Source organism: Actinophytocola sediminis, from assembly GCF_054779715.1.
Window position 1 is genome coordinate 1 of sequence record NZ_BAAGXS010000028.1, and the last position, 26583, is coordinate 26583.

General features: G+C 71.7%; 26 protein-coding genes. 12 read left to right on the forward strand and 14 right to left on the reverse strand.

All coding sequences use genetic code 11. The annotated features are described in order from the left end of the window. Nucleotides 1-197: 197 nt before the first annotated feature. From ACYVIP_RS17720 to ACYVIP_RS17730, 3 genes are all read left to right on the forward strand, one after another. Entirely contained in the window at nucleotides 198-1112 is a 915-nt protein-coding gene (locus ACYVIP_RS17720) for an ABC transporter ATP-binding protein (RefSeq protein ID WP_460397554.1), read from the forward strand. Then, nucleotides 1109-2317 carry an ABC transporter permease gene (locus tag ACYVIP_RS17725; RefSeq protein ID WP_460397556.1) on the forward strand — a complete coding sequence of 403 codons (1209 nt, stop codon included), beginning with the start codon at nucleotides 1109-1111 and terminating at the stop codon, nucleotides 2315-2317. The genes ACYVIP_RS17720 and ACYVIP_RS17725 overlap by 4 nt, the downstream gene beginning before the upstream one ends. A 109-nt stretch (nucleotides 2318-2426) precedes the next feature. Beyond that, complete coding sequence (locus tag ACYVIP_RS17730; RefSeq protein WP_460397558.1) at nucleotides 2427-3074, forward strand: response regulator; 648 nt, start codon at nucleotides 2427-2429, stop codon at nucleotides 3072-3074. Between the two features lie 12 nt (nucleotides 3075-3086). Here ACYVIP_RS17730 and ACYVIP_RS17735 read toward each other — a convergent pair whose 3' ends face one another. Both ACYVIP_RS17735 and ACYVIP_RS17740 read right to left on the reverse strand, forming a co-directional pair. After that, a complete protein-coding gene (locus ACYVIP_RS17735) occupies nucleotides 3087-4256 on the reverse strand; it encodes a restriction endonuclease subunit S (protein WP_460397560.1) in 1170 nt (389 codons plus the stop codon). Then, nucleotides 4249-6291, reverse strand: a complete 2043-nt coding sequence (locus ACYVIP_RS17740; RefSeq protein ID WP_460397562.1) for a type I restriction-modification system subunit M — start codon at nucleotides 6289-6291, stop codon at nucleotides 4249-4251. Before ACYVIP_RS17740 ends, ACYVIP_RS17735 begins: the two co-directional genes overlap by 8 nt. Nucleotides 6292-6522: 231 nt before the next feature. Between ACYVIP_RS17740 and ACYVIP_RS17745 the strand changes: the two genes are divergently transcribed. Further along, complete coding sequence (locus ACYVIP_RS17745) at nucleotides 6523-7905, forward strand: ArnT family glycosyltransferase (protein ID WP_460397564.1); 1383 nt, start codon at nucleotides 6523-6525, stop codon at nucleotides 7903-7905. Nucleotides 7906-8269: 364 nt separating this feature from the next. On the opposite strand, the gene ACYVIP_RS17750 is transcribed toward ACYVIP_RS17745, so the two are convergent. Together ACYVIP_RS17750 and ACYVIP_RS17755 are read right to left on the reverse strand one after the other, a co-directional pair. After that, a complete protein-coding gene (locus ACYVIP_RS17750; RefSeq protein WP_460397566.1) occupies nucleotides 8270-8737 on the reverse strand; it encodes a DUF6247 family protein in 468 nt (155 codons plus the stop codon). A 15-nt stretch (nucleotides 8738-8752) separates the two neighbouring features. Further along, entirely contained in the window at nucleotides 8753-9412 is a 660-nt protein-coding gene (locus ACYVIP_RS17755) for a histidine phosphatase family protein (protein WP_460398192.1), read from the reverse strand. Between the two features lie 64 nt (nucleotides 9413-9476). Between ACYVIP_RS17755 and ACYVIP_RS17760 the strand changes: the two genes are divergently transcribed. Genes ACYVIP_RS17760 through ACYVIP_RS17770 form a run of 3 tightly spaced genes read left to right on the forward strand, consistent with a single transcriptional unit; the run spans nucleotide 9477 to nucleotide 11827 of the window. Further along, a complete protein-coding gene (locus tag ACYVIP_RS17760; RefSeq protein ID WP_460397568.1) occupies nucleotides 9477-9794 on the forward strand; it encodes an EthD family reductase in 318 nt (105 codons plus the stop codon). After that, the gene (locus tag ACYVIP_RS17765; RefSeq protein WP_460397570.1) at nucleotides 9791-10636 is read left to right on the forward strand and encodes a 3-hydroxyacyl-CoA dehydrogenase family protein; all 846 of its coding nucleotides are present in this window, start codon (nucleotides 9791-9793) and stop codon (nucleotides 10634-10636) included. The genes ACYVIP_RS17760 and ACYVIP_RS17765 overlap by 4 nt, the downstream gene beginning before the upstream one ends. A gap of 12 nt (nucleotides 10637-10648) precedes the next feature. Then, nucleotides 10649-11827, forward strand: a complete 1179-nt coding sequence (locus tag ACYVIP_RS17770) for a GNAT family N-acetyltransferase (RefSeq protein WP_460397572.1) — start codon at nucleotides 10649-10651, stop codon at nucleotides 11825-11827. 57 nt (nucleotides 11828-11884) lie between these two features. Here ACYVIP_RS17770 and ACYVIP_RS17775 read toward each other — a convergent pair whose 3' ends face one another. Genes ACYVIP_RS17775 through ACYVIP_RS17795 form a run of 5 tightly spaced genes read right to left on the reverse strand, consistent with a single transcriptional unit; the run spans nucleotide 11885 to nucleotide 15992 of the window. Beyond that, on the reverse strand, nucleotides 11885-13096 hold the full coding sequence (locus ACYVIP_RS17775; protein ID WP_460397574.1) for a cytochrome P450: 1212 nt from the start codon (nucleotides 13094-13096) through the stop codon (nucleotides 11885-11887). After that, a complete protein-coding gene (locus tag ACYVIP_RS17780) occupies nucleotides 13093-13722 on the reverse strand; it encodes a GTP-binding protein (RefSeq protein WP_460397576.1) in 630 nt (209 codons plus the stop codon). Before ACYVIP_RS17780 ends, ACYVIP_RS17775 begins: the two co-directional genes overlap by 4 nt. Further along, complete coding sequence (locus tag ACYVIP_RS17785) at nucleotides 13703-14062, reverse strand: DUF742 domain-containing protein (RefSeq protein ID WP_460397578.1); 360 nt, start codon at nucleotides 14060-14062, stop codon at nucleotides 13703-13705. Before ACYVIP_RS17785 ends, ACYVIP_RS17780 begins: the two co-directional genes overlap by 20 nt. After that, nucleotides 14059-14487 carry a roadblock/LC7 domain-containing protein gene (locus ACYVIP_RS17790; RefSeq protein WP_460397580.1) on the reverse strand — a complete coding sequence of 143 codons (429 nt, stop codon included), beginning with the start codon at nucleotides 14485-14487 and terminating at the stop codon, nucleotides 14059-14061. The genes ACYVIP_RS17785 and ACYVIP_RS17790 overlap by 4 nt, the downstream gene beginning before the upstream one ends. Beyond that, a complete protein-coding gene (locus ACYVIP_RS17795) occupies nucleotides 14484-15992 on the reverse strand; it encodes a sensor histidine kinase (RefSeq protein ID WP_460397582.1) in 1509 nt (502 codons plus the stop codon). The genes ACYVIP_RS17790 and ACYVIP_RS17795 overlap by 4 nt, the downstream gene beginning before the upstream one ends. Before the next feature lie 265 nt (nucleotides 15993-16257). Here ACYVIP_RS17795 and ACYVIP_RS17800 point away from each other — a divergent pair, with 265 nt between their 5' ends. The 4 genes from ACYVIP_RS17800 (at nucleotide 16258) to ACYVIP_RS17815 (ending at nucleotide 21416) form a co-directional block, all read left to right on the forward strand. Then, entirely contained in the window at nucleotides 16258-17634 is a 1377-nt protein-coding gene (locus ACYVIP_RS17800; protein WP_460397584.1) for a cytochrome P450, read from the forward strand. A gap of 72 nt (nucleotides 17635-17706) precedes the next feature. Then, nucleotides 17707-18399 carry a response regulator transcription factor gene (locus ACYVIP_RS17805; protein ID WP_460397586.1) on the forward strand — a complete coding sequence of 231 codons (693 nt, stop codon included), beginning with the start codon at nucleotides 17707-17709 and terminating at the stop codon, nucleotides 18397-18399. Beyond that, the gene (locus tag ACYVIP_RS17810) at nucleotides 18396-19784 is read left to right on the forward strand and encodes a HAMP domain-containing sensor histidine kinase (protein ID WP_460397588.1); all 1389 of its coding nucleotides are present in this window, start codon (nucleotides 18396-18398) and stop codon (nucleotides 19782-19784) included. Before ACYVIP_RS17805 ends, ACYVIP_RS17810 begins: the two co-directional genes overlap by 4 nt. 63 nt (nucleotides 19785-19847) lie before the next feature. Further along, nucleotides 19848-21416, forward strand: coding sequence for a S1C family serine protease (locus tag ACYVIP_RS17815; RefSeq protein WP_460397590.1), 1569 nt, complete (start codon nucleotides 19848-19850; stop codon nucleotides 21414-21416). Between the two features lie 191 nt (nucleotides 21417-21607). Here the strand turns inward: ACYVIP_RS17815 and ACYVIP_RS17820 are convergent, their stop codons facing one another. From ACYVIP_RS17820 to ACYVIP_RS17840, 5 genes are read right to left on the reverse strand one after another with little or no spacing between them, the layout of a single operon-like run. Beyond that, nucleotides 21608-22024, reverse strand: a complete 417-nt coding sequence (locus ACYVIP_RS17820; protein WP_460397592.1) for a hypothetical protein — start codon at nucleotides 22022-22024, stop codon at nucleotides 21608-21610. Beyond that, a complete protein-coding gene (locus ACYVIP_RS17825; RefSeq protein ID WP_460397594.1) occupies nucleotides 22024-23142 on the reverse strand; it encodes a molybdopterin-dependent oxidoreductase in 1119 nt (372 codons plus the stop codon). Before ACYVIP_RS17825 ends, ACYVIP_RS17820 begins: the two co-directional genes overlap by 1 nt. Then, nucleotides 23139-23759 (reverse strand): class I SAM-dependent methyltransferase, encoded by a 621-nt coding sequence (locus ACYVIP_RS17830; protein ID WP_460397596.1) that lies wholly within the window; start codon nucleotides 23757-23759, stop codon nucleotides 23139-23141. Before ACYVIP_RS17830 ends, ACYVIP_RS17825 begins: the two co-directional genes overlap by 4 nt. After that, nucleotides 23756-24427 (reverse strand): TIGR04282 family arsenosugar biosynthesis glycosyltransferase, encoded by a 672-nt coding sequence (locus tag ACYVIP_RS17835; RefSeq protein ID WP_460397598.1) that lies wholly within the window; start codon nucleotides 24425-24427, stop codon nucleotides 23756-23758. Before ACYVIP_RS17835 ends, ACYVIP_RS17830 begins: the two co-directional genes overlap by 4 nt. After that, nucleotides 24424-25074, reverse strand: coding sequence for a glycosyltransferase family 2 protein (locus ACYVIP_RS17840; RefSeq protein ID WP_460397600.1), 651 nt, complete (start codon nucleotides 25072-25074; stop codon nucleotides 24424-24426). The genes ACYVIP_RS17835 and ACYVIP_RS17840 overlap by 4 nt, the downstream gene beginning before the upstream one ends. 142 nt (nucleotides 25075-25216) lie before the next feature. Here ACYVIP_RS17840 and ACYVIP_RS17845 point away from each other — a divergent pair, with 142 nt between their 5' ends. After that, a complete protein-coding gene (locus ACYVIP_RS17845) occupies nucleotides 25217-26581 on the forward strand; it encodes a hypothetical protein (RefSeq protein ID WP_460397602.1) in 1365 nt (454 codons plus the stop codon). Nucleotides 26582-26583: the final 2 nt, after the last annotated feature.

The window sequence follows — 26583 nt, forward strand, 5'->3', positions numbered from 1 at the left end:
CGGCAGGATTCGAACCTGCGACCTGCCGCTTAGGAGGCGGACGCTCTATCCCCTGAGCTACGAGGGCTACCCGGACAGGGTAGCGGGCGCCGGTTCCGCAGCGGAATGGTGGCGGGCCCAACGGTGGCGCGCGGGCGTCTCGAGCGCACCGCGAGATAGGGTCGCGGCGAAAGCCGCGGCGAGGGGGAGGGGTCTACATGGGCGACGGGCGGCTCGAGATCGACGCGGTCTCCAAGCGGTTCGGCGACGTGGTCGCCCTGCGGGAGACCACGTTCGACGTCCGGGCGGGTGAGCTGTTCGGGTTCGTCGGCGGGAACGGTGCCGGGAAGACCACCACCATGCGGATCACGCTGGGGGTGCTCGCCGCCGACGCCGGGCAGGTCCGGTGGGACGGGCAACCGATCACCCTGGAGACCCGCCGGCACATCGGCTACATGCCGGAGGAGCGCGGGCTCTACCCGAAGATGAAGGTCGGCGAGCAGCTGGTCTACCTCGCCCGCCTGCACGGGCTGTCCGCCGCCGAGGCCACCCGCTCGATGATGGAATGGACCGAACGCCTCGGCGTCGACTCCCGCCGCGGCGATGACGTGCAGAACCTCAGCCTGGGCAACCAGCAACGCGTCCAGCTCGCCGCCGCGCTCGTGCACAACCCCGGCATCCTGGTCCTCGACGAACCCTTCTCCGGGCTCGACCCCATCGCGGTCGAGGTGATGAGCAAAGTCCTGCTGGACAAGGCCGCCGAGGGCATCCCGGTCGTCTTCTCCAGCCATCAGCTCGAACTGGTCGAACGTCTGTGCCACCGGGTCGGCATCATCCGCGCCGGCCAGATGGTCGCCATCGGCACGGTGGACGAGCTGCGGTCGACGGGCTCGACGGAGATCGTCGTCGAGGCGCCCCGCGCGCCGGTGAACTGGGCGCACGGCATCCCCGGCGTCACCACGCGCAGTCATGACGGGGAGCGCACCGTGCTCGCGCTCAGTGACGACGCCGACGACCAGGCGGTGCTGGCCGCCGCGCTGGCCACTGGGCCGGTCACGGAGTTCAGTCGCCGGCGGCAGTCGCTCACCGAGCTTTACCGCACCGTGGTCACCCAGGAGGAGGAGAAGACATGAGCGGCCCGCAGCCCGACGTCCGGCTCGGCTCCTGGCAGGCCGTCAACCTCGTCGCTCGCCGTGAGGTGTCCACGAAGCTCCGGTCCAAGGCCTTCCTCATCACCACCGCGGCCACCGTGCTCCTGCTCGTCGGGTTCGCGCTGGTGATGAAGCTCATCAGCGGTGGCTCGGACGCCACCATCGGCGTCACCGACCAGACGACCGCGTTGGCCAAACCACTGCAGGCCGCGGCCGGCACGATCGGTGAGGACCTGGACACCCGCACCGTCTCCGAGTCGGACGGTCGGGCGCAGGTCGCGGACGAGTCCCTGGACGCGCTGCTGGTCGGCGACGGGCGGGAAGTCCGGGTCGTGGTCAAGAAGGACCTCGACGACAACCTGCGCAACGCGCTCAACGTGCTCGCCGGCCAGCTCGCGCTCAACAACGAGATCGTCGAGCTCGGTGAGGACCCCGCGCGGATCAGCGCCGCGGTCGCGGCGGCCGGCGTCGAGGTCGAGCCGTTGGAGGAGCCCTTTCCGTATGAGGGCCAGCAGCTGCTGCTCGGCGCGGTCGCGGGCATCCTGATCTATATGTCCCTGCTGCTCAACGGGCAGCTGGTGGCCACCGGGGTGGTCGAGGAGAAGTCCAGCCGCGTCGTCGAGCTGCTGCTGTCGACGATCCGGCCGGCCCAGCTCATGGCGGGCAAGGTGCTGGGCATCGGCTTTGTCGGGCTTGTCCAGATGGTCGTGATCGGCGGGATCGGCATCGCCGCGGCGCTGGCGTTCGACGTGCTCACCATCGCCGTGTCCACCGCCATCGGCACGGTCATCTGGCTCGTTGTCTGGTTCGTCCTCGGTTTCCTGATGTACTCGCTGATCTTCGCCGGGCTCGCGGCGCTCGTGTCCCGGCAGGAGGACGTCGGTGGGGTGATCTCGCCCGCGCTGATGTTCGTGATCGTCGGCTACATCCTCGGCATCTCCGTCCTGCCGGCCGACCCGGACAACACGCTGATCGCGGTGCTGTCGATCATCCCGCTGTTCGCGCCGACGCTGATGCCGATGCGGCTGGCGATGGGCGGCGTGCCGGCCTGGGAGGCGGCCGTCTCGGTCGGTCTGGTCGTCGTGTTGATCCCGGTGTTGGTCTGGCTCGCCGGGCGGATCTATGCCAACGCGGTCATGCGCAGCGGCTCCCGGGTCAAACTGCGTGACGCGTTGAGAACGGCATGAGACCTGATCACCCACCGCGACCAGGTACGATCTCCTCGAACACGTGGTAGCGCTTCCGCCTATCGCCGCAAGCAAGCCCGCATGACCGCCCACTGTCGGGGAGGCGTTCGTGATCAAGGTGCTTCTCGCGGACGACGAAGACCTCGTCCGCTCGGGACTCCGCACTATCCTGTCCAGCTCCGGCGACATCGAGGTTGTCGCCGAATGTGATGACGGGCTGCACGTGGCCGACCTGGCCCGTCAGCACCGTCCGCACGTCGTCCTGCTTGACATCCGCATGCGCTCGGCCGACGGCATCGTCGCGCTCCGGCGCCTACGCAGCCTGCCGGAACCGCCGGTGGTCGCCATGCTGACGACCTTCGACGTCGACGAGTACGTCCAGGAGGCACTGCGCATCGGCGCGAGCGGCTTCCTGCTCAAGGACACCGAACCGGCGATGCTCATCAAGGCCGTGCGGGACCTGGCCCGTGGCGGCGCCGTGCTCGACCCGAAGGTCGCCGCGCGGGTGCTGTCCGCGGTCGCCGACGGTGAGCGCGCGGCCGAGCCGGCGCGCCGGCTGTTGGCCTCGCTGTCGGACCGGGAGCGTGAGGTCGTCGCGCTGATCGGGCAGGGCATGTCCAACGCCGAGATCGGCAGCGCGCTGCATCTGTCCGAGGCCACCGTCAAGGGCTACGTGTCCGCGGTGCTCGGCAAGATCGGCGCGGTGAACCGGGTGCAGGCGGCGCTGGTCGCCTACCGCGGCGGCCTGATCGCCTGACTTCGCCGCGCCTCAGAGCAGGTCGGACAGCAGGGCCTGCTTGAGGACGGCGAGTTTCGCCAGCTGGTCGCGGGTGGTGGTGATGGTGCGGGTGTTGGCGTGCAGGGCGGCGTGTACTCGGTGCTGCTCGGGCAGCGGGGGGACGCGGATCCGCAGTTCGCGGAAGTCGCGCAGGGTGATTTTGGCTCGGGTCACGCCGGCGGTGATCGCGCGCACCTGTGCCTGCCCGCCGGCCGAGTTGACCCAGGCGGCGAGCCATTCCGGCAGGACCTTGGCGGGGTCGGGCCGCAGGCGCACGAGGTCCGCGGTGATCAGCCCGGGCACCAGGTCGTCGGGGTAGACCGCGGCGACGCCCGGCGGCAGGCCCATCTTGGTGACCACGACATCGCCCGGCGCCACGTCGTGCGCGGCCAGCGCGGCCGCCTTGGCCGGGTCGACGTGCACGTCGCTGACCCGGCGCACCCCCGCCGCCCGGACGTCCCGGACGAAGATCACCGGGACACCGGTGGCGCGGTAGTCGGCCGCGGTCAGGTCGCTGCCGAACGGGCCGATCACCGCGCTCATCACCACGTCCGCCAGCCGCGCGACCGGGTCGCCCGGCCGGTCGACCAGATCGGCGGCCAGCCCGTGGCGGGTCAGCTCCAGCTTGGCGACCACCCGCTCGGTCGCGCGGATCGCGTCGTCGGCCGCGTCCAGGATCTCCGCGACCCGGCGCTGCTCGGCGAGGTCGGGCACCGGGGTCGGCAGGTCGACCAGGTCACGCTGGAACAGGTGCGGGATGGAGCTGCCCGACATCCGGTCGGCGATCAGCCGCTGGAACCTCGGCCCGTCCAGGTAGTGCTGCAGGTAGCGGTGGTCCAGCCGCGGCCCGCAGCGCACCAGCATCATGGTGCTGTTGATCGTGGCCGGCCCCGGCAGCGTGTCGATGCGCGCGACCCGGCCCAGCGTGCCGTCCTTGGACAGGATCACGTCGCCGGGCGCCAGCGCGATCTCCATCGACTCCCGGTACCGGTGTCCCGGCAGGTGGTCACACCGCTGCCAGTCGACCCGGCCGGCGACCACGTGCCGGCCGGCGACCAGGTACGGGCCGGTCTCGGTGTACTCGTTGGCGGCCAGGCCCCGCCAGCCGATGCGCGCGCGGACGGCCGCCAGCTCGCCGAGCGGGGCGCTTGGCCTAGGCATAGCCCAGTTCCTCGAGGAACGCGGTGAGCTGGCCGGCGGCGTGGTCGCGGTCGTGTTCCAGCTGGCGCAGCGACGTGGCGTACTTGTCCCACCAGGTCTCCAGCGCGGCGACGATCAGCCTGCGGTGGGCGGCGACCTTGGCCTCGACCTCGCCGGTGACCCTGGCGCGCAGGGTCGCCAGCACCAGCTCGCGGTCGTCGGCGACGCCTGGAGGCACCTCGCCGGTGGTGCGCCAGCCGTCGACGACCGCGCCGAAACCGCCGGCGGCCAGCGTGCGCAGGTCGAACTGCACCGCGTCCCACCAGCGGACGATCACGCCGGCGGTCTGGAACCGGTCGAGCAGGCCGATCGGCGTGACCGTCTCGATGAAGCTGTCGAGCAGGTCCCGGCGGGTCTTCATCAGCGTGCCGCCGCCGGCGATGGCGTCCAGGCCGGCGGCGTGCGCCCGCCACCACGCGTCCACCGCGGCACGCACGGCGGCCTCCCGGCGGTGCACGCCCGGCTGCCCGGCGACCAGCTCGGCGAGCGCGGCCCGGTCGACGCCGGGGGCGAAGTCGAGGTAGCCGGGGTCGCGGTCGACCAGTACCGCCGCCGTGCTGAAGCCGTGGCCGGCGAACAGCTCCGCGCGCGCCGCCACCTCGGCCAGCGGCACGCCGCCGTGCAGGTGGGCGCGCACGTCGTGGCGCTCGGGCGGCGGCGCGTTGTCGGCGTAGCGGCGGATGTTGAGGTTGTCGTCGTTGGCGGCCAGCTCGGCGCGGGTGACCACGCGGGCGTAGCCGGGGAGGTCGGCGAACCCGTGGTAGGCGGCGACGATCTTCTCGTAGTGCTCGGGGAGCAGCTGGTGCTGGGCGCGGCCGGCGGCGAACTCGCGGTCGGCGTTGACGAACAGCACCGTGCCCCGGCGGGCGGGCGGTTTGCCGCCGGGGGCGCGGACGACCAGCACACAGGCGGGGATGCCGGTGCCGTAGAACAGGTTGGGCGCCAGACCGATGACCGCGTCGAGCACGTCGTCGTCCAGCAGCCTGGTGCGGATCGCCCGTTCGGCACCGCCGCGGAACAGCACCCCGTGCGGCATCACGGTGGCCGCGATCCCGTCGTCGGTGAGCACGGACACCATGTGCTGCAGGAACATCAGATCGGCCTTCTTGCCGGTTTTCGGCGCCCAGCCCCAGCGGAACCGCTCGGGGTGGGTCATGCCGTCGGTGCTGTAGTTCAGCCCGAACGGCGGGTTGGACAGGATCCGGTCGTGGCGGCGCAGCGACCCGTCAGCGGCGGCGGCCGGTTCGGTGAGCACGTCGCCGTGCGCGATCCGGGCGTCGGCCACTCCGTGCAGCAGCATGTTCATGCTGGCGCAGGCCCAGGTCGCGCCGTTGGACTCCTGGCCGTGTAACCGCAGGTCGCTGGCGTTCTCGCCGTTCTGCGCGACGTACTCCCCGGCCAGGATGAGCATGCCGCCCGAGCCGGCGCACGGGTCGTAGACCGTCATGCCCTCCCTCGGCTCGACCAGGCGGACCATCATCCGCACCACCGCGCGCGGGGTGTAGAACTCGCCGCCCTTCTTGCCGGCGCTGTCGGCGAACTCGCCGATCAGGTACTCGTAGGCGGCGCCGAGCAGGTCCGGGAACTCGAAGTCCTCGTTGCGCAGCCGGTAGCGGTCGAAGTGCCGGATCAGCTCGCGCAGCTGCCGGTCGGACAGCCGTGGCCGGCCGCCGGCGGCCGCGCCGAAGTCGATGTGCCGGAAGACGCCGGTCAGGGCGGGGTTGAGCTCGCCGAGCCGGGCCAGCGCGTGGTTGAGCGCGGGGCCGATCGCGGTGCGCAGCTCGCGGAGGTGGGCCCAGCGGGCGTGCGGGTGGACGTAGAGGGTGCCGGTCTGGTCGGCGGTCTGGTCGCCGGCGGCGAACTCGTCGGAGGCCCGCTTGAGGAACAGCATCCCGAAGATGACGTCCTTGTACTCGGACGCGTCCATCGTGCCGCGCAAAATATCCGTTGCGGTGAACAGGTGCCGCTCGAGCTGCGACAACGTCAGCTTGCGCACGTGCTTCCCTCCGTGAGTTCGTTCGGGCACGGTAGGACAACGATCACGGTTAGGTCAATTTCCCAGGCCGCTGGCAACCAAAAAATTCTTCCCCGTCAGCGTCAACCTTTGGGTTCGGCCGAACGTGATAGGGGTGTGAGGCCCACAACCACGGGCCGCGACACCGGATTATGCCTGTGGTTTGTGCTGGCAGCTGTCGTGGCTTTGTCATGCCTTTTTCGGGTTGCCGGAATGGTCGCCGACCTGCCATTCATGCACCATCCCGACGAGCCGACAAATTTGCGCGTCGTGGACAAGATGGTGGTCAACGGCGACCCGAACCCACATTTTTTCAACTATCCGAGCCTGTTTCTCTACCTGCATTCGGCGGTCCATCTCGACGGGCCGCTGCTCGGCTGGCTGCCCGGTCTCGGTGAGCTGGCGCCGGTCACCGCGGCGACCTCGAGCGGCACGCCGCTGACCGGTGTCGGGTTCGCGCCGACCACGGGATCGGTTGTGCTGCACCGGTTGGTCACCGTGGCGTGCGGTGTCGGCGTGGTCGTGGCCGGCTGGTTCACCGCGCGCAGGGTGGCCGGTGGGGTGGTCGCGCCCGCGGTCACCTCGGTGGTGCTCGCGTGTTCGCCGACCCTGGTCGCGCATTCGAAACTGGTCACGCCGGACATGGTGGCCGCGTTGCTCGTCGGGGTCGGTGTGCTGTGCGCGGTGTGGGTATTCCAGCGTGGTTCCTGGGTCTCCTATCTGGTGGCCGGTTCGGTGGTCGGACTGGCGGCCGGGGCGAAATACACCGCGGTACTCGTGGCGGTGCCGGTGGTCGTGGCCGCGGTGCTCGGGAAAAGGCGGGCGGGGTGGTATCGACTTCCCGTCGCCGGGGTCGTCGCGGTGGGCGCGTTCCTGCTGAGCACCCCGTTCGCCCTGCTGGACCGGGAGGCGTTCCTGGCCGGTCTGGAATTCGAGCGCGCGCACTACGCGACGGGCCACCACGGTATGGAGGGCGACACCGTCGAGTTCTACCTCGAGCTGCTGGCCAGTCGTGAGTGGGCGTTGCTCGGGCTGGCGGTGGCCGGTCTGGTCGCGCTCGCTATCACAATGCGTGACCGGTGGCCGGTCGCCGTGATCCTGTTGGCGTTCCCGGTGGTCTACGGGGTGGCGGTCGGGCTGCAGACCGTGCGCAACGACCGGACGATCATGCTGATCCTGCCGCCGCTCGCGGTGCTCGCCGCGTTCCTGGTGGAGCGGCTGCGCGGCCGGGTCCCGATCACGGTCGGACTCGCGGCGGTGGTCGCACTGACGTCGTGGCCGGCGACCGGGCCGACCGCCTGGGCCAGGGCGCGGGAGTGGCTGTCGGCGCGCCCGGACACGACGCTGCTGGTGGAGGCCTACGGCCCGTACGCCGACCCGGCCCGGCACCGGATCATCGGCCGCACCCGCCTGATCGACGGCGACGTGCCACCGGGGACGGACTACCTGGTGGCGGCCGAAGGCATGTACGGCCGCTACCTGACCGGCGACTATCCCGCCGAACAGGCCGCCTACGAGCGCCTGTTCGCCGAACACCGCGAACTGGCCCGCTTCACCAGCGACGGCTCGACCATCGTCATCCTGGACGCCCGCTGATGGCTGGCTACTCGGTGACCTTCGGATGAGCGGGGTCCGCCCGCACGACCCACACGATTCGACTGTCCGGGTCCGGGCAGTACCAGATTCGACCGCCGGCGGTGACCTCGTACTGCCATTGCTCCAAGGTCAGTCCCCGAACGTCACGGCTGCCAAGCGCACCTCGTAGTCGGTGTTGCCGTGCGGGGTTCTCCGGGGAACATGGTCGCTCCGTGAGGATGATCCAGGCTTCCCAGGTGTTCGACCGAGCCGTCTGGCACAGGCTGTCCCACCCCTTCGCCGCGTCGTTGGTGGCGAAGCGAGCCTCCCAACCGCCGGGTCGACGTGGCGGAGCTACTCGGTCGCCGCGTCTGGCTGGCATGGGTCAGGTCTCCGAGGGGCTGGGTACCGGGCCGAAGTCATCGTCAACCGGTTGGCTGAGGTCGGTGGCGAGTTCCGGGTCGGCGTGTATGGCGGCCGTGGCGCGCCACTCGTGGATCGTCTCCTCGAGGGGGGACCACTGGCCCAGCTCCGCGGATGCCTGGAACGCGCGGGAGAAGTCGGCGATGAACTGGCGCCGATCAGCGGCGGGTAACACGTCGACCCACGGGAACTCGTCAACCAGCGAGCGTGCGGCGGCCTCCTGCGCTTCCGGGGTGAGGTGGAGGAGGAGGCTGCGCAGGGCACGCGCGGCCTGCACGGCCCCGGCCGCGGACTTGGTCGCCCGGTCCGCGCGCATGAGCAACAGCGCGGCGCCGTCACGTCGGCGCACGTGGACCTCGCCCTGGTCGGCGAGCGCGGCGACCGCCTTGGGGTCGCGCTGCAACTCGCTCCACTGCACCTCGGTCGCCATGGCTCAATTCTGAACTTATTCAGAAGTCCGCGCAAGCTGGGTCGTGCCGTCAGGGGAGTTGCGCCACTGGGTGAACGGGCGGTCCAGGTGCCAGCGGTCGTCCGCGTGGGTGAGGACGCGGTGGGCGCAGTGCTCGGGGTTGGACAGCGACTCGAACAGGTCCACGCTCCACTCGAACAGCCGCCGGCACAGCAGGCGCATCGTCAGGCCGTGGGACACCACCAGCACCGTGTCCGGATGTCCGTGGTCCTTGGCGACGCGCTGTGCCAGCTCGTTGAGGAAGCTCGCCACCCGGTCGTCGACGTCGGCACCGGACTCGCCGTGGGCCAGCCGGTAGTAGAAGTGCCCGAACTCGTGCCGTTTGCGCTTCTGCACCTCCTGCTCGACCGGGTCCTGCAGGTTGCCCCAGTCCTGTTCGCGCAGCCTCGGCTCCGGCACGGTCCGCGTCAGGCGGTCGTCCAGGCCGAGCAGCGCCAGGGTCCGGGTCGCCCGCACGTAGGGGCTGACGTACGCGATGGCCGGCGCCACCAGCAGCTCGCGCAGCGGGCGGCCGGCCAGTCGGGCCTGCTCCTCGCCGCGCGCGGTCAGGGGGAGCGCGTGGTCGGGCGTCCTGGTGTACGCCAGCTCGTCGACGTTGCCCAGGCTTTCCGCGTGCCGCAGCAGGATGATCCGCACGACCGTATCGTGCACGGTCGGTGGCTATTACAGTGCTTGCGCTGGCTTAGACGAGGAGTGTCACATGATCAAGTACATCGCGTTGTACCGGGCACCGGCCGACGCCGACGCGTTCGACCAGGCGTACTTCGAGTCGCACAAGCCGCTCGTCGACGCCGTGCCGGGGCTGGTCCGCCAGGAGATCGGCAAGGTCACGCGGACGTTCGTGCCGGGCATGCTCGGGGAGGCCGAGCCGTACCTGATCGCCGAGCTGTACTTCGAGTCCACCGACGCCATGAAGACCGCGCTGCGCTCGCCGGAGTGGCAGGCGGCCGGCGCGAACCTGAGCGAGATCGGCGGCATGGACCTGGTCTCGATGTTCGCCGCCGAGGTCGTCGAGTGACCGCTCCGCGCACCGCCGCGGTGATCGGCGGCGGCACCATGGGCGCGGGCATCGCGCACATCCTGCTCGCCGCCGGGACCACGGTGACCCTCGCCGAGACGGACCCGGCCAGGGCCGGTGCCGCCGGGGACACCGTCACCCGGTCGCTGACCAAGGCGCGGGAGCGGGGCAGGCTCGACGCCGAGGTGGCCCGGCTGCGCGCCCGGCTGTCGGTGGTCGACGCGCTCGACGCGCTGCCGCCGGACGCGGAGCTGGTGGTGGAGGCCGTGCCGGAGGACCTCGCGCTCAAGCGCCGCGTGCTCGGCCACGCCGCCCGGGTCTGCCAGGACGCGGTGCTCGCGTCGAACACCTCGTCGCTGTCGATCACCGGGCTGGCCGACGGGCTGCCCGGCGAGCGGGTCATCGGCATGCACTTCTTCAACCCGGTGCCGGTGCAGGCGCTGGTCGAGCTGGTCACCCACGCCGGGCTCGCGGCCGACACCGTCGCCAGGGTGCGCGGCTTCGCCGAGGCGCTGGGCAAGACGGTGATCGAGGTCCGCGACTCGCCGGGGTTCGCCACCTCCCGGCTCGGCGTGGCCGTCGGGCTGGAGGCGATCCGGATGCTCGCCGACGACGTCGCCTCCGCCGAGGACATCGACACCGGGATGCGCCTCGGCTACGGCTGGCCGATGGGGCCGCTGCGGCTGACCGATCTGGTCGGCCTCGACGTCCGGCTGTCGATCGCCGAGCATCTCGAGCGGACGCTCGGGGCGCGGTTCGCCCCGCCGGAGCTGCTGCGAAACAAGGTGGCGCGCGGCGAGCTCGGTCGCAAGACTGGCCGGGGATTCTTCGACTGGCCCTAGGGGGTTGCACGCATGCGGGTTCGGCCCTACCAGGCGGACGACGACGCCGACCTGTACCAGTTGGCCAGGCTGGCGTTCGGCGGGCCGCGCGAGCCCGCCGGGCCGCAGGAGTTCTGGTCGGCCCAACCCGGCTGGCGCGGCCTGGTCGCCGAGCACGACGGCGGGCTGGTCGGCAGCATCAAGGTCTGGGACTACCGGCAGTTCTTCGGCGGCGTGGCCGTGCCGATGGGTGGGGTGGCCAACGTGGCCGTGCACCCGCACGCGCGCGGCCACGGCGTGGCCACCGCGATGCTCGACGCCGCGCTCGGCCTCATGCGCGAGCACGGCCAGGTGATCTCCGCGCTGTACCCGTCGGTGCCCGCCCTCTACCGCGGCCGGGGCTGGGAGCAGACCGGCGACTACCTGCACACCACCCTGCGCGCCGAGACGCTCGCCCGGCTGCCCAAGCCGGCGACCCGCCCCCGGCTGCGCCGCGCCGCCGAGGAGGACCTGCCGGCCGTGCTCGACGCCTACCTCAGCGTGGCGTCCACAGTGGACGGAATGCTGGACAGGGCGAGCGCGGCGTTCCAGCCGGAGAAGGTCCTGGACCTCTTCGACATCGTGGACATCGTCCCCGGGCCGGACGACTCGGTACTCGGCTACGTCGTCGCCACCCGGCCCGACGGCGGGAAGCTCGACTGCCACGACCTGATCGCCCGCGACCGGGAGACCGCGCTCGGCCTGCTCGCCTACCTCGGCCGCTGGACCGGGATCCTGGAGGAGGTCTCGCTGCGGCTCGTGGACCAGGCGTGGTGGCAGCTGCTGGTGACCATGCCGGTCATGCACGACGTGACCAACCACCCGTGGATGCTGCGCGTGGTCGACCTGCCGGCCGCGGTCGCCGCGCGCGGCTGGCCGGCCGCAGAGCACCTGACCTCGTTCACCGTGGACCTCGACGTGACCGACGAGCACGCGCCGTGGCAGGCAGGCCGCCACCGGCTGGTGGTCGACGGCGGCACGGTGACCTGCGAGCCGGGCGGCACCGGCGCTGTCCGGATACAGGCTCGCGCCCTCGGCCCGTGGTACGCCGGCTCCGCCGACACCGCGATGCTCCGCCGCGCCGGCCTCCTCGACGCCACCCCCACCGACGCCCGCCCCCTCGACATCCTCACCGGCGCCCCCCACCCCTGCCGCATGGCCAACGCGTTCTGACCGCAGCGAAGGGTCCCTTCGCTGCACTGGACGCAGCGAAGGGACCCTTCGCTGCGTTTACGGCACGTACGTCGGGGTGAAGGTGACGGGGAGGTGGGTCAGGGCGCGCATCCAGACGGAGGCGCGCCAGTCGAGGGCCTCCTGCGGGACCGCGAGGGTCAGGTCGGGGAGGCGGTCGAGGAGCACCTCGACGCTGGTCTTGGCGATCGCCTCGGCCAGCTCCGGCGCCGGGTACGGGCAGCCGTGCTCCCCGTGCCCGAACGACATCTGCGCCCGGTTGCCGCCCGCGCCCGGGTCCTCGGTGCGCACGTGTGGATCCGCGTTGGCCGCCGCCAGCCCGAGGACCAGCATGTCCCCGGCCCGGATGCGCTGGCCGCCAAGCCGGGTGTCCCTGGTCGCGATCCGGCCGATGTAGTTCTGCGTCGGCGTGTCGTGCCAGAGCACCTCGTTGAGCGCGTCCCCGACACTGGCCCGGCCGCCGGACAGGCTGGTCGCGAACCGGTCGTCGGTGAGCATCAGCCGGATCGTGTTGCCGATCCAGTTCGTGGTGTGCTGATGCGCCGCGGTCAACACGACCTGCAGGTCCAGCCGGATCTCCTCCCCGGACAGGTTCGCCGGGTCGGCCAGCAGGTGGCTGGGCACATCCGCGCCGGGGAACTCCCGCTTGTCCTCGACCAGCAGCCGCATGGACTCCTGCACCCGGTCGAAGGCCTCCAGCGAGTTCGCGCCGGTCGAGTCCAGCGAGGCGACCAGCTCGGCCACCAGGCCGGGCGTGTCGGACTCCGCCATGCCACACATGATCGCCGCCGCCTGCAACGGGATCCGCTCGACGTACTGCGACATCAGCTCGGCCTCGCCGCTGCCGGCGAACTTGTCGATCAGCTGGTCGGCGATCCGCTCGCAGTGCGCGCCGAGGTCGAACTGGTCGACCTCGGCCAGCGCCTCGCTGATCGCGGTGGCCCGCCGCCGGTGCTCCGGCCCCTCGGTGAACATCACCGACCGGTTGTGCACGACATGGGCCAACAGCGGCCAGTCGTCGGGGATCCGGTCCCACGCGTTCCACCGCCGGGTGTCCCTGGCGAACAGCTGGGCGTCGGTGGTGACCTGGTGCAGCTCCCGGTACCCGCAGACGAACCACGCCGGCACGTCGCCCTCGAGCAGGATCGGCGCGACCGGCCCGTACCGGCCGCGGATGTCGGCGTACAGCGCCGCCGGGTCCCGCTGGAACTGCGGCCCGTACAGCTTGGCCAGCCCCTCGGCGTCGGTCACGACATGACCTCCCCCGCGGCGGACATGGCCGACTGCCCGGTCGTCATCTCGTACAGGTGGTCCACGAGCGTGATCAGCACCCGCTTGGCCGAGTCCCGGTCCCGCGCGTCGCAGTCGATCAGCGGCACGTCGTCGCCGAGCGACAACGCCTCGCGCACCGTCTCCAGATCGTGCGCGCGGTCGGGGAGGAAGTTGTTGCGCGCCACGATGAACGGCGTGCCGTGGTGTTCCAGCCGGTCGATGGCGTACCAGGAGTCGGCCAGCCTGCGGGTGTCCACGAGCACGACCGCGCCGAGCGTGCCGGCGAACAGCCGGTCCCACAGGAACCAGAACCGTTGCTGGCCGGGCGCGCCGAACAGGTAGAGCACCATCTGCTCGTTCAGGCTGATCCGGCCGAAGTCGAAGGCGACCGTGGTGGTCGTCTTGCCGGCGTCGGCGTTGTCGTCGACCCCGACCCCGGCCTGGGTCATGGTCTCCTCGGTACTCAGCGGGCGAATCTCGCTCACCGAGCGGACCAGAGTGGTCTTGCCGACCCCGAACCCACCGACGACCACGATCTTCAGGCCCTCGGTCATGGTGCTGGCCAGTGGTGTGCGCGCTTCCCGGTCAGAGATTTTTGAGTCCAACGAGCACCTTCTTCAAAATCGCGGCATCGGGTAGCTGCGCGGTCGCGCGGTTCGTGGACGGGTTGCGTGCGGTCACCTTGCCGGTGGCGATCAGGTCGGCCAGCAGGATCTTCACCACCCCGACAGGCAGGCCGAGCTCGGCCGAGACCTCGACCACCGCCGCCGGCGCCCGGCACATCCGCAGGATCTTGACGTACTCGGACTGCATCCCCGGCTCCGGCTCGGCGTTGCTGACGATCAGCGTGACCAGATCCAGGTTCGGGTCCTGCGAGCGGCTGCGTCCCCTGGTCAGCGTGTAGAGCCGGTCCGGGCCCTCGCTGTCGAGATGGCGGCGGGTCATGCCGACTGGCTGTGCGGACGGCGCGGCGGCGCGATCAGGAACTCGCCGATCTGCTCGACCAGTTCGTTCATCCGGTGACCGATCAGGCCAACGTCCGCCTCCGCGGCGGCCAGCACCGCCAGATGCGCGCCCTCACCGGCCTCGACGATGAACAGGATGCCGCCGTGGAACTCGGTCATCGACTGCCGAACGCCGCCGGTGCCGTCGCCGAACTCGACCGACGCGCCCTGGGACAGCGCCTGCACCCCGGCGGCGATGGCGGCCAGCTGGTCGGCCTGGTCGATGGTGAGACCGTCGGTGTGGCACAGCTTCAGCCCGTCCCGGGACAGTACGAGCACGTGGGTGGCGCCCGCGGTGTCGGACACCAGGCTCTCCAGCAGCCACTTGAGGTTGGCGTCGGTGGCCATCTGTGTCGGGCCGGTCATCGGGGATCATCCTCTCCAGCGGGGGCAGGACCTGCGGACGGATCGGTGGCCCGGCCACCGTCCGGGGGCTTGGTGGTTCGGCTGCCCTGTTGGAAGGCGCTGAACCGGGCGGCGAGATCGGTACGGGGCTTGGCGCGCGGGGCCACCGGTGGACCGCTGGTCGCCTGCGCGGCCGCGAGGGTGTGTCCTCGTGGCCGTTTCGGCAGCTCCTCGAGCGTCTCCGGTGGCTCGTCGCTCTCCTGCTTGGTGTCTGGTTTGCTGTCCCGTTCCGTCTCCCGAACCTCGTCCTGTTCCGTGTCCCGCTCGGTGTCCCGCTCGGTGTCCAGCACTGGGTCCAGCACCGCCGTCGCCGTGCCGGCTGCGGTGTCCTGCCGGGGCGGCACCCGGCGGGACACGCGGGTGGGCCGGCGCGGCTCGGTCGGCAGCACGGCCGAGGTCGTCGTCGGGTCGTCCTCCTCGCGGGGGTGGACCACGAGCTGGTTGGGCAGCCGCACCACCACTCCGGTGCCGCCGCGTGAGGACGGCCGGAAGTACACGTGCAGTTTGTGCTTGCGCGCCAGGGCGCCCACCACGACCAGCCCGAGCCGGGTGCCCGACAGCCGCGCGAGGTCCAGCGGCGTGGAGGTGGACACGACCGTCTCGGCCCGTTCGAGCGCCTGCGGCTTCATCCCGAGCCCGCCGTCCTCGATGGTCACCACCACGCCGCTGTGCAGCTCCTCGACGTAGACGTGCACCTCCTCGGTCGGCGCGGAGAACCGGGTGGCGTTGTCCATCAGCTCGGCCAGCGCGTGCATGACGTCCTCGGCGGCGTAGCCGACGATCGCGGTGTCGGTGCTGGCGTGCACGCGTACCCGCTGGTAGGCGCGGATGCGGCCCATCGCGCCGCGCAGGATGCTCTCCATCACGATCGGCCTGGTCCAGCGCCTGCCGGACCGGGCGCCGGTGAGCACGGCGATGCTGTCCGCGAGCCGGCCGGTCTGGGCGGTGCTGTGGTCGAGCTTGAGGAGGTCGCCGAGCACCTCCTCGGAGTGGCGGCCCTCCATCTCGCGTAACTCGGCGAGCATGCTGGTGGCCATCGCCTGCACGCGTCCGGCGGCGTTCGCGCACGCGGCCATCACGGCCGCGCGCTGGCGCTCGCTGACCCCGATCTCGCGGGTGACGGTGCGCAGCAGCTCGCGGTGCACCACGTTGGTCTGGCGGGGGAACTCGGCGAGCACGCTGTTGGCCGACACGCCTGCGCGGACCCGGCTGGCCGCGGCCGGGACCACGTCGTTGACCAGCTTCGCGCTCTCCTGCTCCAGTGCCCGCAGCCGGGCGCGGTGTACCCGGATCCGGCCGGCGGCGTAGACCGCGCTGGCGGCCGCGACGGCCAAGGCGAGCGACAGCGCGCCACTCACCACGGCCACCAGCAGCCGATGGTCCACGGGCACCTGGACGGTCGCCCACACCGTTGCCGCACCGGCACCCACAACCACGACGAGCAGGGCGAATAACGCATCAGTCATCGAAGAGCGTTGGGATCGTTCAGAAACTGACGCTCGTGCTGGCATTGCGATCATCCTCAGTCTTGGCTGCGCACAGAACATACTGGACCGCGCAATCCTGCCCATAAGTACTGGTCAGCACCCCGCGCACCGGCACTGACCAGGAAAATCCTGTTGTGCCAACGACTTCACCTGCCACTCGGCACTGTAGTCGGTTGGTTACTGGCATGATGGCGCATACACGTGTCGGCAGCAGTGCCGGCCAGCGGGGAAGGGTGGCGTTGCCATGCCTGGCCAGGTGTCCACGGACGATCCGAAGCCGCGAGCGGCGCTGCCAGGTTCCGGCAACTTCGTGAAGTCCACGTTGACCTTCCAACGGTCTCCACTGGATTTTCTCGGCGACCTGTTCGGCTCCTACGGCGACATCTGCACGTTTCGGTTGGCGGCCAACAAGGTCGTGGCACTGTCCCACCCGCACCATGTCAAGCACGTGCTCCAGCAGCGCGCCGGCAACTACACCCGGAGCACCACCGCGCACAAGATGGCCCGCAACATCTTCGGCAACGGGCTGTCGACGATGGAGGGTGGGCCGGAGTGGCGCCAGCAGCGCAGGCTCATGCAACCGTCCTTCCACTACCAGCGGGTCGCGTCGATGAGCGACCACATGATCGCGGTGATCAACACCAGGATGGAGCAGTGGGAGCAGTTGGCGGCCACCGGTGAGGCCATCGACGTCAACGACCAGATGCGCAGGCTCACCCTGCGCGTGGTGGCCCGCGCGCTGTTCGCCCTCGAGGAGGACGCGGTCGTCGACCGGTTCGCGCACGCGATCGAGACGCTCGACCAGGAGCTGACCGCGTACATGCGCTTCCCGCTGCTGCCGCTGTCCGTGCCGACCGCGGGGCACCGCCGGTTCCACGCCAGCCAGCAGATCGTCGAGGAGATCATCGACTACGTGATCACCGAGCACATGGTGGACGACCGCGACTGGGGCGACCTGCTGTCCATGCTCATCCAGACCGAGGATGAGGACACCGGCGAGCGGATGAACGAGCACCAGCTGCGCGACGAGGTCTTCACCATGCTCTTCGCCGGCCACGAGACCGGCGCGAACATCCTCACCTGGGTGTTCTACCGGCTCGGCATCCACCCGGATATCCAGAAACGGGTCCAGCAGGAGGTCGACCACGAGTTGGACGGCCGGACGCCGACGCTGGCCGACACCACCAAGCTGGTGTACACCCGCCTGGTGATCGACGAGGCCCTGCGGATGTACCCGCAGCAGTGGCAGGGCTGGCGGCGGTGCATCGAGGAGGACGAGATCGGCGGCTACCGGATCCCGGCCGGCACCGACATCTTCTACAGCCCCTACCACCTGCACCGGCACCGCGACTTCTGGGACGACCCGGACAGCTTCCGGCCGGAGCGGTTCACCTCGGAGGAGGTCGCCCGGCGCGACCGCAGCTCCTACATCCCCTTCGGTTCTGGGCATCATCTGTGTATCGGCAACCAGTTCGCGTTGACCGAGATGCTGCTGATCCTCTCGACCACCCTGCAGCGGTACCGGATCGAGCTGGTCGACGAGACCCCGATCGCCCCCAAGCCGCTGATCACCCTCGGCCCCGACCGCCCGGTCATGGCCAGGTTAGTCCCCAGGAGGTGAGTGTGGTGGTTGTCTCCAGGCCTGGGCGGGCCTTCTCAGGCGCGTCTCAGCAGCGGGGGCGACACTGACCGCATGCGCATCCTCGTTGTCGACGACGACCGGGCCGTTCGGGAGTCGCTGCGGCGGTCACTGCAGTTCAACGGCTATCAGGTCGACCTGGCCAGCGACGGCGGGCAGGCGCTGGAGGTGATCGTCGCCGACCGGCCGGACGCGATGGTGCTGGACGTGATGATGCCGAGGGTGGACGGTCTCGAGGTGTGCCGGCGCCTGCGGGGCACCGGCGACGACCTGCCGATCCTCGTGCTCACCGCGCGCGACACGGTCTCCGACCGGGTCGCCGGGCTGGACGCGGGCGCCGACGACTACCTGCCAAAGCCGTTCGCGTTGGAGGAACTGCTCGCCCGGCTGCGCGCGCTGCTGCGCCGGCGCACCGTCGACCCGGCTGGCGGGCCGGAGCCGCAGGTGCTGTCCTTCGCCGGGCTCGAACTGGATCCGGGCACCCGCGAGGTCAGCCGGGACGAGCGGCGGATCAGCCTGACCCGCACCGAGTTCGCGCTGCTGGAGCTGCTGCTCGCGCACCCCAAGCAGGTGCTCACCCGCAGCCGCATCCTCGAGGAGGTGTGGGGCTACGACTTCCCGACCTCGGGCAACGCCCTGGAGGTCTACATCGGCTACCTGCGCCGCAAGACCGAGGCCGACGGCGAGCCGAGACTGATCCACACCGTGCGCGGCATCGGCTACGTGCTGCGGGAGACGCCTCCGTGACCTCCGCGGCGACCATCATCAGCCGACAGCGGGTGTCGTTGCGTTCCAGGGTGACCTGGCTCGTCGCGACCTGTGTCGCCGGCGCGGTCGCGCTCGTCTCCCTCGGTGCCTACCTGACGGTCAAGGAGAACCTCTACGCCCAGATCGACACCGCGCTGGCCCGCAAGGCGCGGGAGACGGTCCGCTCGGACGCGGTGGCCGAGACCCCGAGCGGGTCGTTCCCGGCCGCGTTCCTGCGGCTGAGCGACGTGCAGTTCGCGGTGGTCAACGCGAACGGCCAGACGATCTTCCCCGCCGCCGACCTGCCGCCGATCGGCGACACCGAGCTGGCGGTGGCCCGCGGCGAGGATCCCGGCGCGATCCGCACCGATCTGCGGTCGGACTCCCGGGTGCTGTCGGTGCCCTACCGCCAGGGCGAGGCGTTGGTGCTCGCCCAGTCGCTGCGGCCGACCAAACAGCAGCTCGCCGACCTGGCGCTGGTGCTGCTGCTGATCGGCGGTGGCGGGGTGCTGGTCGCCGCCGTCGCCGGGACCGCCGTCGCGCGGACCGGGCTGCGGCCGGTGCAACGGCTGACCAGGGCGACCGAACGGGTCGCGCAGACCGGTGACCTGCGCCCGATCCAGGTCGACGGCGATGACGAGCTGGCCAGGCTGTCCCACAGTTTCAACATGATGCTGGCCGCGGTGGCCGACGCCCAGGACCGGCAGCGGCAACTCGTCGGCGACGCCGGGCACGAGCTGCGCACCCCGCTGACCTCCTTGCGTACCAACCTGGAACTGCTGCTGGCCGCGGAGAAGCCGGACGCCCCCGATCTGTCCGAAGTGGACAGAACGGAGATCCATGCCGACCTGCGGGGCCAGCTCGACGAGCTGACCCAGCTGATCGGCGACCTGGTCGAGCTGGCGCGCGAGGACGGGCCGGGGCAGACCAGGGAGCGGGTGGACATGGTGGAGATCGCCGAGCAGGCGCTCGACCGGGCGCGCCGGCGGGCCGGGGACGTGCACTTCGAGGTGGACCTGCAGCCGTGGTTCCTGCTCGGTGACCCGGGGGCGCTGGAGCGGGCGGTGCTGAACCTGCTGGACAACGCGGTGAAGTTCAGCCCGTCGGGAGGCACCGTGCGCGTCGACCTGCGCCCGGCGGGCCACGGCTACGCGTTCCTGCAGGTCGCCGACGCCGGGCCGGGGATCAAGGACAGTGACCTTCCGTACGTGTTCAACCGGTTCTATCGCTCGGACGAGGCACGGACATTGCCCGGATCGGGGTTGGGACTGGCTATCGTGAAGAGCGCGGTCGAGCGGCACGGGGGTGCGGTGTATGCCGGCCGGTCGGCTGACGGGGGCGCGTTGATGGCGATCCGGTTGCCGGGAGCTCCCTCGGCGAGCTGAACTCTCCGGGTCCCCATAGGTTGGTCTCAGGCCGTTCTCAGGACGAGCACGCAAGGTGATGACATGACCGAGGACAACCGGGACACGAACCCCGAGGAGCCGGCTCGACCGGAGGCGCCGGCGGCGGACGAGGGGCGCGACGGCGCTCCCCCCGCCGCTCGGTCCGACTCCGGCGCCGGCGCGGACCAGCCGCCCACCGCCCCCGACGAGCTCTCCCCGCCCCCAGCGGCCGGCGTGTCGCCGTACAGCGCCCCGCCCGCCGCCCCGAGCTACGGCGACCAGTCACCCGGGGGAGTGTCACCCTATGCGGGCCAGTCCGCGGGCGCCCCGGCCTTCGGGAGCCAGGCGCCCTACACCGCCCCGCCCGGCGGCTCCTTCGCCGGCTCGTCCGAGGACACCCCACCCCGGGGCTACCCCGCGCCACCGGCCCAGGGCGACCGCGTGCTCTACGGCACGGCCTTCACCCAGCCGGGCCTCGGCACCCCACCGCGTACCGGGGCCTACCCCTCGCTGTCCCCGCCGCCGGCCGCCGGCGGCCAGTCCACGACCCCGCCCGGTCAGCCGCCCCGGCGGCGCACCGGCCTGGTCGCCGGGCTCACCGTGCTCGCGCTGCTGGTCGGCGGCGGAGCGGGCGCGGTCGGCGGCTACCTCGTCGCGGACAACAAGGTGTCCAGCGGCCCGGTCGCGAACGCGCTCGACCGGCCGCCGCCGTCCGAACAGACCTCGGCCGCGGCCGACGGGACCGTCGAGCAGGTGGCCGAGAAGGTGCTGCCGACCGTGGTGCAGTTGCAGGTGCGTGGCCAGGGCTCCGCAGGGGAGGGGTCTGGCTTCGTGATCAGCTCGGACGGGCTGATCGTCACCAACAACCACGTGGTCGAGGCGGCCGCGCGGGACGGCGAGATCGTCGCCGTGTTCCACGACGGCAGCACCGCGTCGGCCGAGATCGTCGGGCGGGACCCGACCTCGGACGTGGCCGTGGTGCGGGCCGACAAGACCGGGCTGGCGGTCAGCGACCTCGGGCGCTCCGACGACCTGCGGGTCGGCGAGGGCGTGGTGGCCTTCGGCTCGCCGTTCGAGCTGTCGGGCACCGTGACCTCGGGCATCGTCAGCGCGCTGCAGCGCCCGCAGCGGGCAGGCGGCGGGGACGGCTCGCAGGCCACGGTCATGGACGCCATCCAGACCGACGCGGCCATCAACCCCGGCAACTCGGGCGGCCCGCTGGTGAACATGCGGGGCCAGGTCATCGGCATCAACTCGGCCATCTACAGCCCCACCCAGAGCGGCTCGGTCGGCATCGGCTTCGCCATCCCGATCGACCAGGCCCGCCGCACCGCCGACGAGATCGTCAAGACCGGCAAGGCGACCCAGACCATCCTCGGGGTCACCGTGCGGGACAACGAGGATGGCGGCGCGCTGATCGTCGAGGTCACCCCGGACGGTCCCGGCGCGAAGGCGGGCCTGAAGCAGGGCGACGTGGTGGTCAAACTGGACGAACGCCGCATAGACACCTCCGACGCCCTGGTCGCCGCGGTGCGCTCGCACAAACCCGACGACAAGGTCAATCTCGAGTTGAGCAACGGTTCGCGCACAGTTGGCGCGACACTTGCCGGACAGCCGGTTGAAACAGAATGATTAGCGGGACAACTGTCTGAACCCAGAACGCTCGGCCCCAGGAAGGGGCCGAGACCAACCTCCGGCTCGATGCCCCCGGGCCGGGAGAGCTCCGCGAGGGGCTCTGAGAATGGCACCGCACGCGGACGGATATCCCCTCGCTCGCCCGCGTGCGGTGCCCTTTTCGGTGCCCGGCCAACTCGGCCGGGTGGTCACGGCGGTGGAGGACTTCCTCGACGACGTCGTCTGGCCAGCCCGGTGAGCAGGACCGCCACCCACACCACGCCGAGCGTGACCGCCAGCCGAGGCAGGTAGTCGGCGTCGTGCAGGCCGGGGTTGGTCGCCACCCCGAACGGGCGCCACAGCAACGGCACCGCCAGCAGGGCCAGCACCGCGCTGACCACCGCGCCGACCGCCACCGGCGCCCGCCACGCCACCGGCACGACCCGCACCAGCGCCAGCCCGAGCAGGCCGACGGCGGGGGCCACCACGAGGTCGTGCACCAGCGGCCCGCCGGCGAACCAGAACAGCGCCTGGACCGCGTTGCGGGAGCCGAGGGCGAACTCCAGCGCCAGCCAGCCACCCCAGGCCAGCGCGGCCAGCCCGGTAAGCGCGAACACCGCCCGCATCAGACCGTCACCGCCAGTTCGGTGACCCATTTCGTCTGGGTCACCCCCGGTCGGCTGGGCGCGATCAGCCGGCACGGGTAGCCGTGGTCGAGCGCCAGCGGCTCGTCCCCGAGTCGCAGCGCGAGCAGCGTCCTCGGGTCGGCCGCGTGCTGGCCGGGCAGCGTGCTGGCCCGGTAGGCGCCGCGCCGTTCCAGCGAGGTCACCCGTACCGGTGACCCGGGTTCGGCGCCCGCCAGGCGCAGCAGGTCGGCGACCGGGACCCCGGTCCAGGACGCCGTCTGGTTCCAGCCTTCGACGCAGGCGATCGGCAGCGACGCCGTGGTCTGCGGCAGTGCGCGCAGTTGGGCGAGGGAGAACGCGCGCGTGCCGGCGGGGGTCCGCACGGTGAGCCGCCACGCGTCGTCGACCGGGGTCACGCCGGCCGCCCGCGCGGTGCGGTTCACCGGCACTCCCTGTGGACCGCGGTCCGAGCGCCACGACAGCGGCGACACCCCGCGCAGCCAGGGCACCGTGGCGCCCGCGGTGGCCGCCACCGCGACCCCGGTGGTGAGCCAGGTGGTGCGCAGGAAACCCCGGCGGGACAACACGCCCTCGGTCGCCGGCTCCTGGTCAAGGCGGGCGAGCGCGCGGCGGATCACCGGCAGCTTCACCGCGACGTGCACCAGGATCGAGCCGATCGCCAGCCACCCGGCGACGAAGTGCGCGGCGGGGAAGTTGAAGCCCCACAGGTAGTTCTGCGCGACGTTGAACAACCCGGTCACGACCTCGAAGAACGCCGCGCCGGACAGCACCAGGATCGATCCGCGCTCGATCGCGTGCGGCAGCGAGCGCACCGCCGGCCGGGCGAACAGCTTCGGGTAGACGCTCCACAGTTTGGCCGCCAGCAGGGGAATCGAGGCGATGCCGGCGACCACGTGCGTGCCCTGGGTGATCAGGTAGAGGTCGACCGGCGCCGACGGCCAGTGGAACCACGGTTGGCGCTGGGCGAGGTGGCTCAGCAGACCGGTGAGGAAACAGAGGCCGAACGCGATCCCCAGCCACAGCCCGATCCTGGCGGTCACCCGCTCGTCGTGCGCGGCGGAGCGGAAGTCCTGCTCCCGCGGTGGGCGTGGTTTCATGCCAGCACCTCCGCGAACCACCGGCCGCCCGCCTCGCGGACCCAGCCGGTCGACAGGCCGGCCTCGGCGGCCACCTCGGCCACCGCGTCCGCGGCCAGCCAGGCCCAGTCGAACCAGCCGCCGCCAGAGCCCGCGGTGGTCACGCGTACCTGGCCGTGCCGAACGCCGCCGCCGGGCCTGTCCACCTCGATCAGCGCGCTTCCGTTGGTGCACAACAACTCGCGTACTCGGCGCAGCAGCCGTACCGGGTCGCCACCGATGCCGATGTTGCCGTCGGCGAGCAGCGCGTGCCGCCAGGACCCCTCACCTGGCTGCGGCGCGAACACGTCCCGGCACACCGCGCGGGCACCCGCCGCGACCGCCAGCCGGACCGCGACCGGGGACACGTCGGTGCCCAGCGCCGGCACGCCCCGGGCGAGCAGCGCGGCGGTCAGCCGGCCGGGGCCGCAGCCGATGTCCAGCGTCGGACCGGTGCAGTGGGCCAACAACAGCTCGTCGCCATCGGCGGGCGCGGCCCGCCAGCGGTCGGTCGGCAGTGCCAGCCGTTCGCCGCTGGTCAGCTCCAGCCAGCATGGCCGGCCGAGCAGCCCGGGTGCGAACTCGTCGACGACGGTCACCCGGTCACCTCCGCGAACGCGCGGGCGAAGCGGCTGTCCGGGGCGATCGTGGCCACCCTGGCCGCGTCCGCCATGGTGTCCACATCGGACAACTGGAGCAGGTGTGCCACCCGAAGACCTCTGCCGCGCAACGCGAACAGGGTTCTGGTGCCGGTGTCCGACCGGGACATCGGCACGCCGCGCAGTACCGAGGCGTCGGCCGGGCGGCGCAGGCCGAGGCCCCACCAGCCGCCGTCGGTCGCCGGGCCGAGCACGGCCTCGGTGTCCTCGGCGAGCAGCCGGACCACCGCGCCGGTCAGCAGCTCCGCGCTCAGCTGCGGGGTGTCCATGCCGATCTGGAACACCGGCATCCCGGGGAAACGGGCGCCGACCTCGGCGTGCGCGTTGGCGAGCCGGGTGGCGAAGTCGTCGCCGTACTGGGCGATGACCGTGCAGGCGGCCAACGCGTCGGCCAGTTCGGTGGCGTGTTCGGCCGCCGGCAGGCTGCCGGTGAGTGCCACCACGGGGATCGCGCCGGGCACCGCGCGCACCGCGGCGAGCGTGTCGAGCAACGCCGCGGCGGCCAGTCTGGCGGCCGGCCGGACGCCGATCGTGCGGGCCAGGCGGGTCTTGGCCAGCCCGGCGACCGGCGCCTTGGCCACCACGAGCAGGCAGGCATTGGCGGTCATCGCAGCACCGCCGCCATGTCCCGCACCGCGCGCGCGGTGCCGCGCACCGAGCCGGACACCTTCGATCTGGTGCCGGCCGCGCGCGGCCGGTAGGTCACGTCCAGCTCGGTCACCGACCAGCGGGCGCCGGCCGCGCGCAGCAACAGTTCCAGCGGGTAGCCGAACGCCCGGTCGGTCACGCCGAGGTCGAGCAGGTCCAGTCGGCGCACCGCGCGGATCGGCGCGATGTCGGACACCGGCAGCCCCCGGCGGCGCAGCAGGCTTGCCAGTACCCGGTTGCCAAGGCGCGCGTGCCATGGCCACACGCCGTGCTCGGTCGGCACGCGTCTGCCGACGGCCAGCCGGGTGCCGGCGTCGAGGGCGGCGACGAGGTCGACGAGCGCGCCGGGGTCGAGGGAGCCGTCGGCGTCCAGGAAACAGACGATGTCGGTGGTGGCGTGCAGGAGTCCGGTGTGGACGGCCGCGCCGTAGCCCGTTCGCGGTTCGCGCACGACGGTCGCGCCGTTGGCGGCGGCGATCGCGGGGGAGCCGTCGGTGGAGCCGTTGTCCACCACGATCGGCCGGTAGCCGGGTGGCATCGCGGCCAGCACGCCGGGCAGTGCGCCGGCCTCGTCGAGACAGGGCAGCACCACGTCAACTGGGGTCATGCCAGGAAGCTAGGTCCGGCTGGGGCCCCGCGGAAACCCTTGGGGCGCTTACCGAATTATGACGTCGGTGGAGTTCTTACGGTGTGCTGACGGATCCCCGGTCGATGCCGCGAGTGTCCTTGACCGGGCCTACCGTCCGACCGTGTCCACTGTGATCACCCGCCAGGACGAGGAAACCGCCACCCCGGCCAGGGCCGACGTCGTCGCCGGCGCGGCCGTGCCGCTGCTGGTGGCCGTCGCCGTCGTGGTCGGCATGGCGACCGGCGCCCGGCTGTACGGCGGCGCGTGGTTTCCCAACGCGTCTCCTCGGTTCGGTGAGTATCCGGTTCTCGCGCACCTCGCGCCGCACGTCGGGCCGGGCACCCTGCTGGCGGTGCTGCTCGCGGTCGCCGTGGTCGCCTGGGGACCAGGGCTGGCCGAGCGGCTGCGGTGGCGGGCGGTGCTGGCGCTGGCCTACCTGACCTCGGTCGGCTGGATCCTCGCGCTGGCCATGGTCGACGGCTGGCGGCAGGGCGTCGTGCACCGGATGGCGACCCGCGACGAGTACCTGCACGAGGTCCCCGGCATCACCGACATCCCGGCGATGCTGCGCACGTTCACCACCAGGATCCTGTCCCTGCAACCGGATTCCTGGACCACACACGTGTCCGGTCACCCGCCGGGCGCCACCCTGACGTTCGTCTGGCTGGACCGGATCGGGCTCGGCGGCCCGACGGTGGCCGCGCTGTGCTGTGTCGCGGTAGGCGGACTGGTCGCGGTCGCCGTGCCGGTCACCGTGGCCGCGCTGGGCCGGGTCGACCTCGCGCGCGCGGCGGTCCCGTTCGTCTGCCTGCTGCCCGGCGCGGTGTGGCTCGGGGTGTCCGCGGACGCGCTGTTCGCCGGGGTCGCGGCGGTCGGCGTGATGCTGGTCGCCATCGGCGCGGCCAGGGGCGCGATGGTGTGCTGCGCGGCGGGTGGGGCGGTGCTCGGCTGGTCGATCTTCCTGTCCTACGGGCTGTTGCTGATGGCGCCGGTCGCGTTCGCGGTGGTGCTGGTGACCCGGTGCTGGCGGGCGCTGGCCTACGCGGTGCCGGCGGCGCTCGCGGTCGCCGGGGTGTTCGCGCTCGCCGGGTTCTGGTGGCTGGACGGCTATGAGCTGGTGGTGGCGCGCTACTACGAGGGCATCGGTGCGGTCCGGCCCTACTGGTACTGGGTGTGGGCGAACCTGGCCTGCCTCGCGCTGGTCATCGGCCCGGCCGCGGCCGCCGGGCTACGCCGCGCCGCGCCGGAGTTCCTTGCCTGGCGCCCGTCACCGGTGGTCGCGTTGGTGCGCGGCGCCGCGCTCGCGGTGCTCACCGCGGACCTGTCCGGCCTTTCCAAGGCCGAGACCGAGCGAATTTGGCTACCGTTCGCGGTGTGGCTGGTGCTGGCCGCCGCTCTGCTGCCGCGCGCGTCGCGGCGGTGGTGGCTGGCCGCGCAGGCCGCGACCGCCATCGTGGTGAACCACCTACTGCTGACGAACTGGTGATC

Excerpts from the sequence above, each read along its gene's own strand:
- ACYVIP_RS17720 (WP_460397554.1), top strand. The coding sequence starts at position 198 with ATGGGCGACGGGCGGCTCGAGATCGACGCGGTCTCCAAGCGGTTCGGC.
- ACYVIP_RS17725 (WP_460397556.1), top strand. The coding sequence starts at position 1,109 with ATGAGCGGCCCGCAGCCCGACGTCCGGCTCGGCTCCTGGCAGGCCGTC.
- ACYVIP_RS17735 (WP_460397560.1), bottom strand. The coding sequence starts at position 4,256 with ATGCCTAGGCCAAGCGCCCCGCTCGGCGAGCTGGCGGCCGTCCGCGCG.
- ACYVIP_RS17745 (WP_460397564.1), top strand. The coding sequence starts at position 6,523 with ATGGTCGCCGACCTGCCATTCATGCACCATCCCGACGAGCCGACAAAT.
- ACYVIP_RS17750 (WP_460397566.1), bottom strand. The coding sequence starts at position 8,737 with ATGGCGACCGAGGTGCAGTGGAGCGAGTTGCAGCGCGACCCCAAGGCG.
- ACYVIP_RS17760 (WP_460397568.1), top strand. The coding sequence starts at position 9,477 with ATGATCAAGTACATCGCGTTGTACCGGGCACCGGCCGACGCCGACGCG.
- ACYVIP_RS17770 (WP_460397572.1), top strand. The coding sequence starts at position 10,649 with ATGCGGGTTCGGCCCTACCAGGCGGACGACGACGCCGACCTGTACCAG.
- ACYVIP_RS17785 (WP_460397578.1), bottom strand. The coding sequence starts at position 14,062 with ATGACCCGCCGCCATCTCGACAGCGAGGGCCCGGACCGGCTCTACACG.
- ACYVIP_RS17790 (WP_460397580.1), bottom strand. The coding sequence starts at position 14,487 with ATGACCGGCCCGACACAGATGGCCACCGACGCCAACCTCAAGTGGCTG.
- ACYVIP_RS17795 (WP_460397582.1), bottom strand. The coding sequence starts at position 15,992 with ATGACTGATGCGTTATTCGCCCTGCTCGTCGTGGTTGTGGGTGCCGGT.
- ACYVIP_RS17800 (WP_460397584.1), top strand. The coding sequence starts at position 16,258 with ATGCCTGGCCAGGTGTCCACGGACGATCCGAAGCCGCGAGCGGCGCTG.
- ACYVIP_RS17805 (WP_460397586.1), top strand. The coding sequence starts at position 17,707 with ATGCGCATCCTCGTTGTCGACGACGACCGGGCCGTTCGGGAGTCGCTG.
- ACYVIP_RS17815 (WP_460397590.1), top strand. The coding sequence starts at position 19,848 with ATGACCGAGGACAACCGGGACACGAACCCCGAGGAGCCGGCTCGACCG.
- ACYVIP_RS17820 (WP_460397592.1), bottom strand. The coding sequence starts at position 22,024 with ATGCGGGCGGTGTTCGCGCTTACCGGGCTGGCCGCGCTGGCCTGGGGT.
- ACYVIP_RS17825 (WP_460397594.1), bottom strand. The coding sequence starts at position 23,142 with ATGAAACCACGCCCACCGCGGGAGCAGGACTTCCGCTCCGCCGCGCAC.
- ACYVIP_RS17835 (WP_460397598.1), bottom strand. The coding sequence starts at position 24,427 with ATGACCGCCAATGCCTGCCTGCTCGTGGTGGCCAAGGCGCCGGTCGCC.
- ACYVIP_RS17840 (WP_460397600.1), bottom strand. The coding sequence starts at position 25,074 with ATGACCCCAGTTGACGTGGTGCTGCCCTGTCTCGACGAGGCCGGCGCA.